The organism is Nocardia sp. NPDC057455 (assembly GCF_042802775.1).
Taxonomy (GTDB): Bacteria; Actinomycetota; Actinomycetes; order Mycobacteriales; family Mycobacteriaceae; genus Nocardia.
Genome location: NZ_JBHVDM010000042.1, coordinates 41,410 through 55,110 on the forward strand (window position 1 = coordinate 41,410; position 13,701 = coordinate 55,110).

A 13,701-nucleotide genomic window follows, 5' to 3' on the forward strand; every position below is an offset into this window, starting at 1 on the left:
ACAACTCTGCTTTCCGAGCGTTCACCTGCCCGTCCGGGGTAGCGTGCTCGCGCCTGTTCGCGGTGACAAGGAGTTCAGTTTGCCCGACCTCACTCAGGATCGTGCCGCCCACGACGGCACCCCCGAGCGGACCCGCGAGACCGACCGGGAACAGGCGTACCTGTCGGTGCTGTACCAGCGGCTGGACGAGATGCGCGACTACGCGCGCAACCGATTGCGCACCGTGCTGCTGGAGACCGGCGGCACACCGCAGGCGCGCAGCGAGCGCGAGTCCTTCAGTCAGCTCTACACCGAGGACCTGTCGAAATACGATGCCGCCGAGCACGGCCTGTGTTTCGGCCGGATCGACCTCGACGGTGAGCAGGAGGAATACCGCTACATCGGCAGGCTCGGCATCCTCGACGAGAAGGACGACTACGAGAGCCTGCTGCTGGACTGGCGCGCCCCGCTGGCGCGTCCATTCTACTTGGCCACCACCGCGGCGCCGGACGGCGTGACCCGGCGCAGGCACATCCGCTCGCGCAATCGCAAGGTCACCGCGATCAACGACGAGTACCTCGACCTGGAGGCCGCGCGCCGGGCCGGCGTCACCGACGCCGACGGCGGTGTCGGCAGCGAGAGCGCGCTGCTGTCCGCGCTCAACGCGGCGCGCACCGGTCATATGAACGACATCGTCGAGACCATCCAGCACGAGCAGGACGCGATCATCCGCTCCGAGCACAAGAGCGTGCTGGTCGTGCAGGGCGGGCCGGGCACCGGCAAGACCGCGGTCGCGCTGCATCGCGCGGCATATCTGCTCTACACCTACCGTCAGCAGCTGGCCAAGAGCGGCGTGTTGATCATCGGACCGAACGCCACCTTCCTGGACTACATCGGCCAGGTGCTGCCGTCGCTCGGCGAGACCGGCGTGCTGTTGTCCACCATCGGCGATCTGTACCCGGGCGTGCGAGCGGCCCGCGAGGACTCGCTGCGCGCCGGCGAGATCAAGGGATCGCTGACGATACTCGAGGTGCTCAAGCAGGCGGTGCGCGACCGACAGGAAGTCCCCGCCGAACCCGTCCGCCTGAGCTTCGACGGTTATCCGGTCACGCTGGATCGCAAGATCGCCACCAAGGCCCGCGGCCGCGCCCGGTCCTCGCGCCGCCCGCACAACCTGGCGCGTCCGATCTTCGCCGCCTCGGTGATCGATGCGCTGACCGATCAGCTCGCCGAGACCATGGGCGCTGATCTGTCCGGCGGCCCCAGCCTGCTCAGCTCCGCCGACCGCGCCGAGATCCGCGACGAGATGCGCGCCGATCCGCAGATCCAGGCGGCGATCGCGAAACTCTGGCCGATCCTGTCCCCGCAGGACGTGCTGGCCGACCTGCTCGCCGACCCGAAACGGCTGGACCGAGCCGCGGGTTCGCTCGACCCGGCCGACCGCGCCGAACTGCTGCGGCCCGACGACGGGCAGTTCAGCGCCGCCGACGCGCCGCTGCTGGACGAACTGGCCGAACTGCTCGGCGTGGACGACGCCGAGGAGCGCGAGCGCGCCCGCCGCCGTTGGCGCGCCCAGATCGCCGAGGCGCAGGACGCCCTCGACATCCTCACCGGCTCCGCCCCCCAGGACCTCGAGGACGATCTCGATCCCGAGATCCTCATGGCCTACGACCTGATCGACGCGAGTCAGCTGGCCGAACGGCAGGACACCCGCACCCGCCAGACGACCGCGGAGCGCGCCGCGGGCGACCGCACCTGGACCTACGGCCACGTGATCGTGGACGAGGCGCAGGAGTTGTCGGAGATGGCCTGGCGCATGGTGATGCGGCGCATCCCGAACCGGTGGGTCACCGTGGTCGGGGACGTCGCGCAGACCGGCGACCCGGCGGGCGCGTCCTCATGGCAGCGAATGCTGGAGCCCTACGTCGCCTCCCGGTGGAAACTGACCGAGCTCACCGTGAACTACCGCACCCCCGCGGAGATCATGGACGTCGCCGCCGACGTCCTCGCCGCCATCGATCCGACGGCGACCGCGCCGCGTTCGGTCCGCGAGACCGGCGTCGCGCCGCGTGCGTACCGGGTCGCGTCCGGCGACGTGCACGCGGAAGTGGCCCGGCTGGTAGCCACCGAGACGGGGCCGGGCACCACCGCGGTGATCGCGCCGCAAGCGCTGGTAGCAGGGGTGGCCGACCTCGCGGGCGAGTCGGTGCGGGTGCTGACCGTGCACGAGGTGAAGGGCTTGGAGTTCGACGCGGTCTACCTGGTTGAACCGCAGGACATCCTCGGCGAATCGCCCCGCGGGCTCAACGATCTGTACGTCGCGCTGACTCGCGCCACTCAGCGGCTCGGCGTCGTGCACAGTGCGGACCTGCCCGGCGTGCTGGCCCGGCTACGCTGACCGGCACCCCGGTATCGGAACAGCGAAAGGCTCCGCGCCACATCGCCGTTCGCGATGGACGCGGAGCCTTTCGAACGTCGCGAGAGGTCAGCGCACCGTGTGCACGATCAGGACATCGGAGCGGGACTTGCGTGCCACGTCGGAGGGCACCGAACCGAGCAGCCGTCCGGCCAGGGTGTTCAAGCCCCGGTTACCGACGACCAACAGGCCGGCGTCGACCTCCTTCATCAGCGCCAGCAGCGACTCCACCGGCTCGCCGACGATGGCGCGCTCGACGATGTCGGCCGCACCCGCCGCAATCGCCTTGTCCCGCGCGATGCGCAGGATTTCGTTGGTGGGCGCGGAACCGCGTACTTGGTAGGCCTCTTCCTTGAGCACGTCGGCCGCGGCCGCGACATCGCGGTCATCGGTCGGGTAGTACGCGCAGGCGATGACCAGGGTCGCGCCGGACACGCCGGCCAGGGCCCCGGCCTTCTCGACGGCGACATACGACGAGTCCGAGCCATCGGTACCGACGACAATGGTCCGGTAGGCGGTCATTCTCTCCTCCAACTATGCGGTGGGTCGGGTGCCGCGCGCGGGTTAGCCCCGGTTCGACCGGGGTGCCGGCGCGGCGACTGGGGTCGACCATAGCGGCAAACCGGGCGGAAATTTAAGAAATCGCAAGACATCACACTCGGGGTGTGCGGCCATTCCCGCGGCGGATTCGCCAGGTAATGCCGGAAAGGCCGGAGCAACCAGGGCAGACTCAATTGCGGGGGACTAAACCTGTGAGGTGCCACAACCGCTCCGAACCGCTTTGCCGCCCTGGGATATTCATCACAGAGCCAGGTCTCTCACACCAAGGGCAGCCAGTCCGGCACGTGAATCACGCGTCCGGAACGGGCCGACGGGGACCAGTTCACCGAGCGATCAGAGCCACTGCCGATAGTTTGCCCGGAATATGCCGAGAATCGCTCCTATGAGGTCTACGGCTTCCTCTTCCTGCGGTGAAAAAGATGCGCAATATCAGCGCGCGACGCGGGACTAGAGGTCGAAAAGCGGGCCGGTGATGGTCGATCCGAGTTCGTCGACGTGCGCGAAGAACGCGAACAACATCAGGGCCGCGCCCGCCAGGGCCACGTCCTTGCTGAACTGGATCAGCTCGCTCTGCTTGGCCTCCTGGTCGGTCTCCTGCCAGAACCGGTGCATCACGACAGCGGTGGGCAGCAGCGCGAGAACGAGCAGCAGCGCACCGAGGTCGGCCCAGATACCCAGCAGCACGCTCAGGCCGCCGAGGGCGAACAGCACACCCGATCCGAGCACCGCGGCCTTCGCCATCGGGACACCTTTGCTCTGCGCGTAGCCTGCCATCGCTTCGGTCCGGGTGAAGTGCCCGAGGGCGGAAGTCAGGAACAGCATCGCGAACAACACTCGTCCGATCAATACCACAACGTCCATGTCCGGCTCCTCGTCGGCAGTCCGGCAACTAATACCGCGTTCGTATGACCTTGGCGGTGACCTCGTTGCGGAAGCGTAGCGAATTCTTGGCATATTCGAGGGGGGCCATACCCACTTCCGTGGTGAACTCACGCGAGAAGTGCGCTTGATCGAAATATCCGAGTTCCGCGGCCAACGCGGCGAGATCTTCGATACGACCCTTCGCGAGCAGATCGGCGCCGTCCTGCAGCCGGTAGCGCCGCAGCACCCATTTCGGCCCCGCACCGACGTACCGGCGGAACATGCGCTGCAACGTACGGGCGGGTACATCGAATCGCTCGGCGATCTGGTCGACCCTGGTCAGCTCTTGGTCGGTGGCCATGGCGTCGACGATGCGCAGCACCAGGGCATAAGTCGGATCCGCCAGGGCGGGACGGTCTGCGAGGTAGTCCTCGACGACGCGGCGGCGCCGCTCGACGCTCGGCGCGTCGAGCACCCGCTCGGTCAGGCTCGCGGCGTCGGGCAGCACCTCGTCGATGGGCACGGCGCGGTCGCGAAACGAGCCGACATCGAGCCCGGTGAACGCGCCGAACCCGCCCGCGCGGAAACGGATCCCGAATGTCTCTCCCTGCCCACTGAGTTCGCGGACGAATCTCGTGGTGACCACGCCGTTGACGAATCCACCGGTGTGCGTATCGGATCGTTCGAAGGTGAGGTTCACGCTCGGGTAGGACAGCACCTCCGCTCGGTACGGCGGTCTGCCGCGCAGATCCCAGCGCACCGCCCAGTACCACTCGACATAGCGGTCCACCGCTGGGCTCGGCGGCAAGCGAACCAGAGAGCGATGCTTCGCCTGCTCGTCCGGGTGCAGGATGCCCTTGGTGTCGGTGGGCGCGACGGGATTGCGGGCCTGCGGCGGCTCGTCGGCGAATTCGGCACTATGCGGCACGGTGTCGCTTTCTTACAAGACCCACCGACCGCGACCGGCAACAGTGGTGGTCATGACGAACACAGTGAATCCCATTGCCGACGGCTACCACTCGATCACCTGTTTCCTCGCGGTCGGTGACGGCAACAAAGCGATCGATTTCTACACCGCCGTCTTCGAGGCCGAGGTGATCACTCGCAACGACCTGCCCGATGGTCAGCCGGCCCACGCGGAACTGAAGATCGGCGACTCGACCCTGCAGATGGGCATGCCCATCCCGGACAACGGTGTCCTGGCGCCGAACGGCGAGTGGGTGCACACCTCGATCGTGCACTACTGCCCCGATGTCGACGCGGTCGTGCGACGCGCCGTCGAACACGGCGCCCGCAGCGTCGAGGAGCCGCAGACCTTCGTGACCGGCGACCGGTTCGGCGTGGTCATCGATCCCTTCGGCCATCGCTGGGCGGTGCTCACCAAGGTGGAGGACGTCTCGCGCGAAGAGGCCGAGCGCCGGGTGAACGAATGGATGGCCACCCAGTCCTGACGGCTCGGCTGCCTCCGCGGTTGTTCGGCGAACGGCCCGCGGAGGCAGCGCCGTTGCGATCCGGGTCAACTCAATCCGGCGGCGTCCATGCCGCGCAGTTCCTTCTTCAGATCCGCGATCTCGTCGCGCAGACGTCCCGCGAGCTCGAATTGCAACTCTCGCGCGGCGTTCATCATCTGTGCCGTCAGTTCTTTGACGAGATCGGCGAGTTCGGCGCGGGGCATGGACTTGAGATCGCGGCCCTCGTACACGCCCGCGCTCACCGCCCGTCCTGGCTCGCCTTGCGCACGCCTGCCGCGGCTGGCATTGCGGCCGGAGCCGCCGATTTCCACCTCGGTCTCGTCGGCCTCCCGGTACACCTGGTCGAGGATGTCGGCGATCTTCTTGCGCAGCGGCTGCGGATCGATGCCCATTTCCTCGTTGTAGGCGACCTGTTTCGCGCGGCGGCGATCGGTCTCGTCGATGGCGAACTGCATGGAGTCGGTGATCTTGTCCGCGTACATGTGCACTTCGCCGGAGACGTTGCGCGCCGCGCGGCCGATCGTCTGGATCAGCGCGGTGGTGCTGCGCAGGAATCCTTCCTTGTCCGCGTCGAGAATCGCCACCAGCGACACCTCGGGGAGGTCGAGACCCTCGCGCAGCAGGTTGATGCCCACGAGTACGTCGTATTCGCCGAGCCGCAGCTGCCGCAGCAGCTCGACGCGACGTAAGGTGTCGATCTCGGAGTGCAGGTAGCGCACCCGGACTCCCAGCCCGAGCAGGTAGTCGGTGAGATCCTCGGCCATCTTCTTCGTCAGCGTGGTGACCAGGACGCGCTCGTCGCGCTCGGTGCGTTGCCTGATCTCGTGGATCAGATCATCGATCTGCCCCTTCGTCGGCTTCACGACGACCTTGGGATCGACCAGGCCGGTCGGCCGGATGACCTGCTCGACCACCTCACCGCCGGTCTGCCCGAGCTCGTACGGACCCGGAGTGGCCGACAGGTAGACCGTCTGCCCGATCCGATCGGCGAATTCCTCCCAGGTCAGCGGCCGGTTGTCCACCGCGGACGGCAGCCGGAAGCCGTATTCCACCAGGTTGCGCTTACGGGACATGTCGCCTTCGTACATACCGCCGATCTGCGGAACGGTGTTGTGCGACTCGTCGATGACGAGCAGGAAGTCTTCCGGGAAGTAGTCCAGCAGCGTCGCGGGCGCCGAACCGGCCGGCCGTCCGTCGATATGGCGCGAGTAGTTCTCGATGCCGGAGCAGAACCCGACCTGACGGATCATCTCCAGGTCGTACTGGGTGCGCATGCGCAGCCGCTGCGCCTCGAGCAATTTGCCCTGGCGTTCCAGCTCGGCGAGCCGATCCTCGAGCTCGGCCTCGATCTCGCGCACGGCGCGCTCCATCCGGTCCGGCCCCGCTACGTAGTGGGTGGCGGGGAAGATCCGCAGCACGTCCACCTGGCGGACCACGTCACCGGTGAGGGGATGCAGGTAGTACAGCGCTTCTATCTCGTCACCGAAGAACTCGATGCGCACGGCGAGCTCCTCGTAGGACGGGATGATCTCCACGGTGTCGCCGCGCACCCGGAACGAGCCTCGGGTGAACGCCATGTCGTTGCGGGTGTACTGCACATCGACCAGTAGCCGCAGCAGCGCGTCCCGGTCGATCTCGGTGCCGACCTGCAACTGCACCGAGCGGTCGAGATACGACTGCGGCGTGCCGAGGCCGTAGATGCACGACACCGAGGCGACCACCACCACGTCGCGCCGGGACAGCAGGCTGGATGTCGCCGAATGGCGCAACCGCTCGACATCGTCGTTGATCGAGCTGTCCTTCTCGATGTAGGTGTCGGTCTGCGCGATGTACGCCTCGGGTTGGTAGTAGTCGTAGTAGGAGACGAAGTACTCGACAGCGTTGTGCGGGAGCATCTCGCGCAGCTCGTTTGCCAGCTGGGCGGCGAGCGTCTTGTTCGGCGCCATCAACAGCGTCGGCCGCTGCAACCGCTCGATCAGCCAGGCCGTAGTGGCCGACTTTCCGGTACCGGTGGCGCCGAGCAGCACGACGTCGCGCTCCCCCGCTGTGATCCTGCGCTCCAATTCGGCGATCGCGGCAGGCTGATCTCCCGCCGGCCGGTGCTCGCTGACCACCTCGAACCGGCCGCCGACGCGCTCGATATCGCCGACGGGGCGGAACTCCGAGTGCGCGAGCGGCTGCTCGGCCGCCCTGTTCTCGAAGCCCTCCGCCGGAATCTCGGTTGCGAATGCCATGCTCACCAGCGTAGGCCCACCCACCGACAGGTTTCCGGCGGCGGCGTGCGGTCACGATTCCGGCCGTGCCGTCACAGGGCCGGAGGCAGTGAAGCCGGATGTAGAGAAAGTCCACGGCGACCGGCCGAGGCCGAGGCGTATCCGAGAAGCCTGCAGCCACCCCGAATCGAGGGATACCCGGCAGCGCATCGTGGGTACACCGATATCGAGTCCGCACAACCACTTTCAACGAAGCGCCGCAGGCGCACTCCGATCGTTCTCGGTGGCAGCGATATGCCGCGCGGACAGGTGTGGACGTGCGGCCCGACAGCGTCCTCACAGCCGCGGCGCACCCACTCGGCGCGATTGGTTACATGTCCGAAATGTCCGTTGCCGCAATAGGTTTCATGTTCGAGAACACCTTATCGCGAACCGCGCGCATACCCCGCGCCAGGTGTAACCTGATCTGGTTGTTCGGACGTGAGGACAAGAGCCATGAGCGGTCTGATTCCATTGCTCGTCGCCGTGCCGGCCGTGACCGGCCTCGCCGGGTACGTCGCCAGAGACATCCGCGCGGTGGTTCCCTCCGTCGGTGGCGCCGCCACGGCCGCACCACCGGGGCCACTCGCCGCGGCCGCACCGGCGCCGCACCGGCCCAGGGTGGAATTCTTCAATCTGGCCGAACTCACCAATACCGACGCCAAGGGCTTCGTCCGCCCGGTCGACCGTTTTCACGTCGAGCCGTGGGGTCTGTATATGGCGCGCCCGGTCGCCGGACCGGATGCGCACTACCTCGAATCCTGGTTGCTGCCGAAGCTCTCGCTGCGCGCGACGCTGACGCGGACCAACCCGGCACACCACCGCGAACCCGTCTATCGCCTCGACATCGGGGAGTTCACCCGGATCGGCCCGAAGCGCTGGAAGGCGGTCGACCAGTACCTGGACATCGCGGTGCGCCCGCACCACACCGCCGAACTGCTCGGGGTCGACGAGTTGCTGGCCGCGCATGCCGCCGGACTGGTCGACACGGCACAGGCGCACCGGGCGTTCGAGCGGGCCACGGCGGTGTTGGACGGACTGGCCGCGCACGATCACTGCGTGGAGGACTGGCTGGCCACCCACGGCGTCACACTCACCTGGATGTAGCCCGCCGATCACTCCATCGACTCGACGCGTCGAGCGCGACGGTAGATTGTTGATGCATGACGCAGGCACCTATCGTCGACGTACACCGGCCGAAGGTCGAGTACTTCAACATCGCGGACCTGACGAACACGGATCCGAAAGGATTCGTGCGCCCGGTCGAGAAGTACCGCGTCGAGCCGTGGGGCCTGTACATGGCGCGCACCTCGGACCATCCGCAGTTCCACTACATCGAGTCCTGGCTGCTGCCGAAGCTGCATCTGCGCGCCACGATCTTCCACTACCTTCCGGCGCACCGGCGCGACCAGGACTACTACCTCGACGTCGGTGATTACACGGCGGTCGCGCCGAAGAAGTGGAAAGCCGTCGATCACTACCTCGACATCGTTGTGCGCTCCGCGCGCGACACCCAGCTGCTCGACGTCGACGAGCTGATCGCCGCGCACGCCGCCGGGCTGATCACCCTCGCCGACGCCGAGGCCGCCGTGCAGCACGCGACCGCCGCCATCGACGGCATCGCCGCCAACGGCCACACACTCGAGGGCTGGCTGGAGACCATGGACATCACCTTGACCTGGCTGTAGCTCCGGTGTCCACGCTGCGGACGCTGCTCGCGCCGGCTAGGACGCCGACGAGTCACGCCAGGCGAGAGCCCTGGGATAGGCGGCGTCGAACCACGGCTCCTTGACGTCGAGGTAGGCGGCGGTCGCCGCCGCGCCTGTCAGCCCCACCGCCGCCGCTTCGCCCGCGCGCTTGACGGCGAGGTACTCCGCGCGCGCCTCGGCGTCCGCGCGCAGCCAATCTCGCAGCAGCAGCGCGTACTGCTGCCCGGGCGAGCCCTCGGCGCGCACGTGTACGTTGGCCAACCGGCCCGGGTCGGCGTTCTGGTGGAAACGCTTGCTCCACAGCGCGGTATCGGTGCCCGTGGGGTCCTGTGGCGTCGGCTTGGGATTGTCCTGGGTGTTCTCCGGCCGCACCGGGAATCCCGCCGCGCCGAGGGCGCCGCGCAGCCCGTCGGCGGCGGCCAGATCGGCGACCGTGACCTGCAGATCGATCACGTCCTTGGCGGGCAACCCCGGCACCGAGGTGGAACCGACGTGGTCGATGCGCGACGCTGCGCTGCCGCAGGCCACCCACAGCCGGGCGATCAGCCGCTGCGCCTGCGCGGGCCAGGCCGGATCGGCGGGCACGAGCCGGATGCCGTCGCGGCGAGCGGGCGTCCCGGCACGCAGATTGCGCTCGAAGGGCAGCAGACGCTCGGCCCACAGCCTGCGCACCTCTGCCTCGACCTCACCGGGCGCGCCACTGTTGTCCAGCAACACATCGGCAACGGTCCGGCGCTGTTCATCGGTGGCCTGCGCCGAAATACGTGCCCGCGCATCCGCTTCGGCGACGCCGCGGAATTCCACCAGGCGGCGAATACGTGTTTCGGCGTCGACGTCGACGATGAGCACGAGATTCATCAACGGCGCGAGACCGTTTTCCACCAGAAGCGGAATATCCTGCACGACAATGGCGTCCGCGGGTGCGGCCGCGATCAATTCCGCGGTGCGTTTTCCCACCAGCGGGTGGGTGATCGAATTCAGTTTCGTGCGCGCCACGTCGTCACCGAAAGCTTTGGCCGCCAGGGCCGGCCGGTCGAGGCTGCCGTCCGCGGCGAGGATGCCGGCGCCGAACGCCTCGACCAGAGCGGCCAGCCCTTCGGTGCCCGGCTCGACCACCTCCCGAGCGATCAGGTCGGAGTCGATGATCACCGCGCCCAGATCGGCGAGCGCCCGTGCCACCGTCGACTTCCCCGCGCCCATGCCTCCGGTGAGGCCGATTCGTAACATTCGACCAGTCTCGCATCCGGACCACCCGCGAGCATTCGCCGCCCCGACGGCGGCGCCGCCCGGCAGCGGCCCGGCGCGGACGGCCGATTCGATCGATTACCCGATGTGCCCGCGCAATCCACCATCCGTCGCGGCATTTGCCCGATCCGTGACTGCGCCGAGACCGATTCGCAACAATTCCGGATGTTTACGGTTCGGCCGCGACGACTTTCCGACACGCCGAGGCAATTACTCGGGCAAAATACTCTGCCGCGCAGTTTCGTTCCGCTAATCTTCGCCGTGGCGATCCAGGCCGACACCAGCGAAGCAAAGGAACACCATTGGGCACCAGAATCAACCAGGCGGGTCGCCACCGTCTGGGCATGGCGGGACGAGTGCACTGCATTCGCATCCCTGCCGTCGCGGCGGCGCTCGCCGAGCACCGCCGCTCTTGGTTCACCGCGTTCATCAGTCCCGCGCGGCACAGTTTCGCTGCCATGCGGAGCCGTCCGGCCGCACCCGCGGTCCGGTGGGTACCTGCTACCGCAAGCTGAACCCGAGTTCGAAGTGGCCCAGCCTCTCGCCAAGGCTGGGCCACTGTTTTGCGTGCCCGGGGGCGGGCGGTAACGAAACAAAGCGCCGTCCGGCAACACCGGTCGCCGGCCGGTGAAATTCACGAAAGTTCCCACCGATCGACCGGGGGTGCCGCTGCGGCAGCCGGACTTCATTTCGGGCGACGATCGGCGAAGGTGAGATTGTTCGCGCACCCCACAGACCGATTTTTGGGTAATCGCGCCACTGAGCGAAAGACCGCGAAACGGGAAGCATTTCATTCGCTATTTCGTGTGCCGTGTTTCGAATACCGCACACGGGCGTGAGCAGCCGAGTCGCCGCGGAAGTCGACATACCGGCGAACGGCCGGACAGACATCACCGAGCCGGAGTCGCCGGCGACGACACCGCGGGGACGCTAGGCAACCAGCCTTCCCCTCGGAGAGGCGCTTCGGAGGCTCCGCAGAACCGGTCCCGCCTAAAGCCCGAGTGAGCGGACCAGGTCGCGCATTTCGGCGCGGAAAAGCTTTGCCGGATCCTGGGATTGCGGACGCAGATGGCCGTACACCTCGAGCGCGATCGGGCCGTGCATCCGGCCCCACATACGCAGCGCGAGGGCGAGCGCATCGGGAGGCAACTCCGGAAAGCCGGAGCGGACATGCCCGGCCAGGTCCGCGTCGAAATCGGACCACGCGCAGTCACCGACGGTTTGCGTCGCCGCGGCGCGTGGCCACGCGGCGGCCGCGAGACCGACCAGGCCGGTGCAGGCCCGCAATTCGGCCGCGGCGGCGGGCCCACCCGGCGGCGGCCGATAGCCAGCGACCGGGTCGCCGTAGATGAGCCGGAATTCGGCGGGCCGCTCGACCGCCCAAGCACGCACGGCCTCGGCCCAGGCCATGATGCGTCCGGCCGGATCCTCCGACGCCACGGCATCGCGCGCCGCTTCGAGCCGGTCGACCAGGGCCGTGTAGACGTCCGAGATGAGGGTGGAGATCAGGTCGTCGCGGGTGGCGAAATAGCCGTAGATCGCCCCCGCCGTCATGCCCATCTCACGGGCGATGGCGCGCAACGAGATCGCGTCCGGGCCACCCTCGGCGAGCAGTCGCATCGCGATCGTCTCGATGTCCTCCAGCGTTTGGGCGCGCAGGCGCTCCCGGCGACTTCTCACGATCTCGGCCACGGTTGACACCCTACAGCGTTCGACTACTATCTGCCGTGTCTTAACTGAACGCCGTGTAGTAAATAAACAACGTTAAGGAGTGGTCGTGGATATCGGGGTTTTCGGGGCGACCGGCGTCATCGGTTCCCGCGTCGTCACCGAAGCACTGCGGCGGGGGCACCGGGTCACCGCCTTCACACGCGACGCGGCGCGTTTCCCCGCCCGGCGCGGAGCGGAGACGTGGGCGGTGGCCGACTGGCTGGACACAGGCAGCATCGCGGAGGCCATCGACGGTCTCGACGTCGTCGTGAGCGCGGTGAACGCCGGGCACGGCATCGCCGACACCATCGCCGAGGCGGACAACTTCGTGGTGGGGGCGCGGGCGATGGTCGCCGCACTCGACCGGCAGCCGCGCGTCCGGTTGATCGCCGTGGGCGGGGCGGGCAGCTTGGAAGTCACGCCGGGCACGCGATTGCTCGACACCGGTGCGGAGTTCACTCGCACCCTCACCGAAGTCCTCGGCGTCCCTGCCGAGTACGCGCAGGTAGTGCGCGCGTTACGTGACGCATTGAACATCTATCGGCTGTCCGATCGCCAGTGGACCTATCTGAGTCCCTCCTCGGGGCGGATCGAGCCCGGCGAGCGCACCGGCCGCTTCCGGATCGGCGGTGATCAGCTCCTGGTCGGCGGCCCGGACATCTCCGCTGAAGACGTGGCCGTCGCGATCATCGACGAAGCGGAGCTGCCGCGTTTCGTTCAGCGTCGCTTCACCGTGGGCTACTGAAGGGACGGACCCTAGGGAAGCGCTGCGCGCTGCGGTTGTTGCGTACACCCCGTTTCTGTCGGACCTCTCCGGCATAATACGAAGTGTCGGACGTCGATCTGGTTGCCACTCAAAGTAATCCGCAACCCGAGAGATAAGGGGCCCCCATGCCCGACGTCCAAGCTTCGACGCCCGACCGACGCGCCGTGGACCACGAAGAGCTCGTGGTCTTCGCGGCCGAGATCGAGCGGCACCGGTCGCTGCTGCGCCACGCCGCGCAGGACTATCGGTGGCGCGTGGCCCAACGGATCGAGCACCTGGACCCGTCGGACCAACAGCCGTTCCTGCGGCAGGCGGAGCAATTCATCGAGTCGCTGCTGATCGACCCGATCCGGCACAGCACGATGGACCTGAATGCTTACCGGGCCATCCGGGACGGCGTCCCCGTCCGGTTCGACGCCGAACGCCGAACTTACGTCTTGCGTCGTCCGGAGGGGGAACCGCTGGTGATCGGCCCTGGGTTGCCGGAGCATCGACTGGGCGTCATCGCCCGGCTGGCCTCACTCGGGTTGCGGCTGGAGCAGATTCAGGTCGTGGCGCTCACCACTGCCCAGATGGTGGCGCCACACGAGGCGGCCGAGCCACCCGAGAAGCTTCCCGAAGTGCAGCGCGGGACGACGAAGCCTTCGCGGGACATTCTGCGGGCCTCACCGGTGTAAGTGTCGGTAGCCCGTTGACCAGAACCATGACAACGACTGTGCCCCAACCGGAT

General features: G+C 67.6%; 12 protein-coding genes. 6 read left to right on the plus strand and 6 right to left on the minus strand.

Translation table 11 applies throughout. The features are described 5' to 3' along the window. Window positions 1–79: 79 nt before the first annotated feature. Window positions 80–2,377, plus strand: coding sequence for a HelD family protein (locus ACFU5M_RS18700; RefSeq protein WP_379050591.1), 2,298 nt, complete (start codon window positions 80–82; stop codon window positions 2,375–2,377). 87 nt (window positions 2,378–2,464) lie between these two features. Here ACFU5M_RS18700 and ACFU5M_RS18705 read toward each other — a convergent pair whose 3' ends face one another. From ACFU5M_RS18705 to ACFU5M_RS18715, 3 genes are all read right to left on the minus strand, one after another. Then, entirely contained in the window at window positions 2,465–2,917 is a 453-nt protein-coding gene (locus ACFU5M_RS18705) for a universal stress protein (protein ID WP_379050593.1), read from the minus strand. 486 nt (window positions 2,918–3,403) lie between these two features. Continuing rightward, window positions 3,404–3,817 carry a DoxX family protein gene (locus tag ACFU5M_RS18710; protein WP_379050596.1) on the minus strand — a complete coding sequence of 138 codons (414 nt, stop codon included), beginning with the start codon at window positions 3,815–3,817 and terminating at the stop codon, window positions 3,404–3,406. A 28-nt stretch (window positions 3,818–3,845) separates the two neighbouring features. After that, window positions 3,846–4,745: a DUF6597 domain-containing transcriptional factor gene (locus ACFU5M_RS18715; RefSeq protein WP_379050599.1), complete on the minus strand. Its 900-nt coding sequence runs from the start codon at window positions 4,743–4,745 to the stop codon at window positions 3,846–3,848. Between the two features lie 52 nt (window positions 4,746–4,797). On the opposite strand from ACFU5M_RS18715, the gene ACFU5M_RS18720 reads away from it, so the two are divergent. Next, a complete protein-coding gene (locus ACFU5M_RS18720; RefSeq protein WP_379050601.1) occupies window positions 4,798–5,268 on the plus strand; it encodes a VOC family protein in 471 nt (156 codons plus the stop codon). A gap of 65 nt (window positions 5,269–5,333) precedes the next feature. Here the strand turns inward: ACFU5M_RS18720 and uvrB are convergent, their stop codons facing one another. After that, window positions 5,334–7,523 (minus strand): excinuclease ABC subunit UvrB, encoded by a 2,190-nt coding sequence (uvrB, locus tag ACFU5M_RS18725; protein WP_379050603.1) that lies wholly within the window; start codon window positions 7,521–7,523, stop codon window positions 5,334–5,336. Window positions 7,524–7,997: 474 nt separating this feature from the next. On the opposite strand from uvrB, the gene ACFU5M_RS18730 reads away from it, so the two are divergent. Continuing rightward, window positions 7,998–8,648 (plus strand): DUF402 domain-containing protein, encoded by a 651-nt coding sequence (locus tag ACFU5M_RS18730; protein ID WP_379050605.1) that lies wholly within the window; start codon window positions 7,998–8,000, stop codon window positions 8,646–8,648. 56 nt (window positions 8,649–8,704) lie between these two features. Next, a complete protein-coding gene (locus ACFU5M_RS18735; RefSeq protein WP_379050608.1) occupies window positions 8,705–9,229 on the plus strand; it encodes a DUF402 domain-containing protein in 525 nt (174 codons plus the stop codon). Between the two features lie 36 nt (window positions 9,230–9,265). On the opposite strand, the gene coaE is transcribed toward ACFU5M_RS18735, so the two are convergent. Together coaE and ACFU5M_RS18745 are read right to left on the minus strand one after the other, a co-directional pair. Further along, window positions 9,266–10,477 (minus strand): dephospho-CoA kinase, encoded by a 1,212-nt coding sequence (gene coaE, locus ACFU5M_RS18740; RefSeq protein ID WP_379050610.1) that lies wholly within the window; start codon window positions 10,475–10,477, stop codon window positions 9,266–9,268. 1,008 nt (window positions 10,478–11,485) lie between these two features. Continuing rightward, the gene (locus ACFU5M_RS18745; RefSeq protein ID WP_379050613.1) at window positions 11,486–12,187 is read right to left on the minus strand and encodes a TetR/AcrR family transcriptional regulator; all 702 of its coding nucleotides are present in this window, start codon (window positions 12,185–12,187) and stop codon (window positions 11,486–11,488) included. Window positions 12,188–12,272: 85 nt separating this feature from the next. Here ACFU5M_RS18745 and ACFU5M_RS18750 point away from each other — a divergent pair, with 85 nt between their 5' ends. Both ACFU5M_RS18750 and ACFU5M_RS18755 read left to right on the plus strand, forming a co-directional pair. Beyond that, window positions 12,273–12,950 (plus strand): NAD(P)-dependent oxidoreductase, encoded by a 678-nt coding sequence (locus ACFU5M_RS18750; RefSeq protein WP_379050616.1) that lies wholly within the window; start codon window positions 12,273–12,275, stop codon window positions 12,948–12,950. 146 nt (window positions 12,951–13,096) lie between these two features. Further along, the gene (locus ACFU5M_RS18755; RefSeq protein ID WP_379050618.1) at window positions 13,097–13,648 is read left to right on the plus strand and encodes a hypothetical protein; all 552 of its coding nucleotides are present in this window, start codon (window positions 13,097–13,099) and stop codon (window positions 13,646–13,648) included. Window positions 13,649–13,701: the final 53 nt, after the last annotated feature.

Coding starts and splice junctions, on each gene's coding strand:
- ACFU5M_RS18705 (WP_379050593.1), bottom strand. CDS start 2,917: ATGACCGCCTACCGGACCATTGTCGTCGGTACCGATGGCTCGGACTCG.
- ACFU5M_RS18710 (WP_379050596.1), bottom strand. CDS start 3,817: ATGGACGTTGTGGTATTGATCGGACGAGTGTTGTTCGCGATGCTGTTC.
- ACFU5M_RS18720 (WP_379050601.1), top strand. CDS start 4,798: ATGACGAACACAGTGAATCCCATTGCCGACGGCTACCACTCGATCACC.
- uvrB (WP_379050603.1), bottom strand. CDS start 7,523: ATGGCATTCGCAACCGAGATTCCGGCGGAGGGCTTCGAGAACAGGGCG.
- ACFU5M_RS18730 (WP_379050605.1), top strand. CDS start 7,998: ATGAGCGGTCTGATTCCATTGCTCGTCGCCGTGCCGGCCGTGACCGGC.
- ACFU5M_RS18735 (WP_379050608.1), top strand. CDS start 8,705: ATGACGCAGGCACCTATCGTCGACGTACACCGGCCGAAGGTCGAGTAC.
- coaE (WP_379050610.1), bottom strand. CDS start 10,477: ATGTTACGAATCGGCCTCACCGGAGGCATGGGCGCGGGGAAGTCGACG.
- ACFU5M_RS18755 (WP_379050618.1), top strand. CDS start 13,097: ATGCCCGACGTCCAAGCTTCGACGCCCGACCGACGCGCCGTGGACCAC.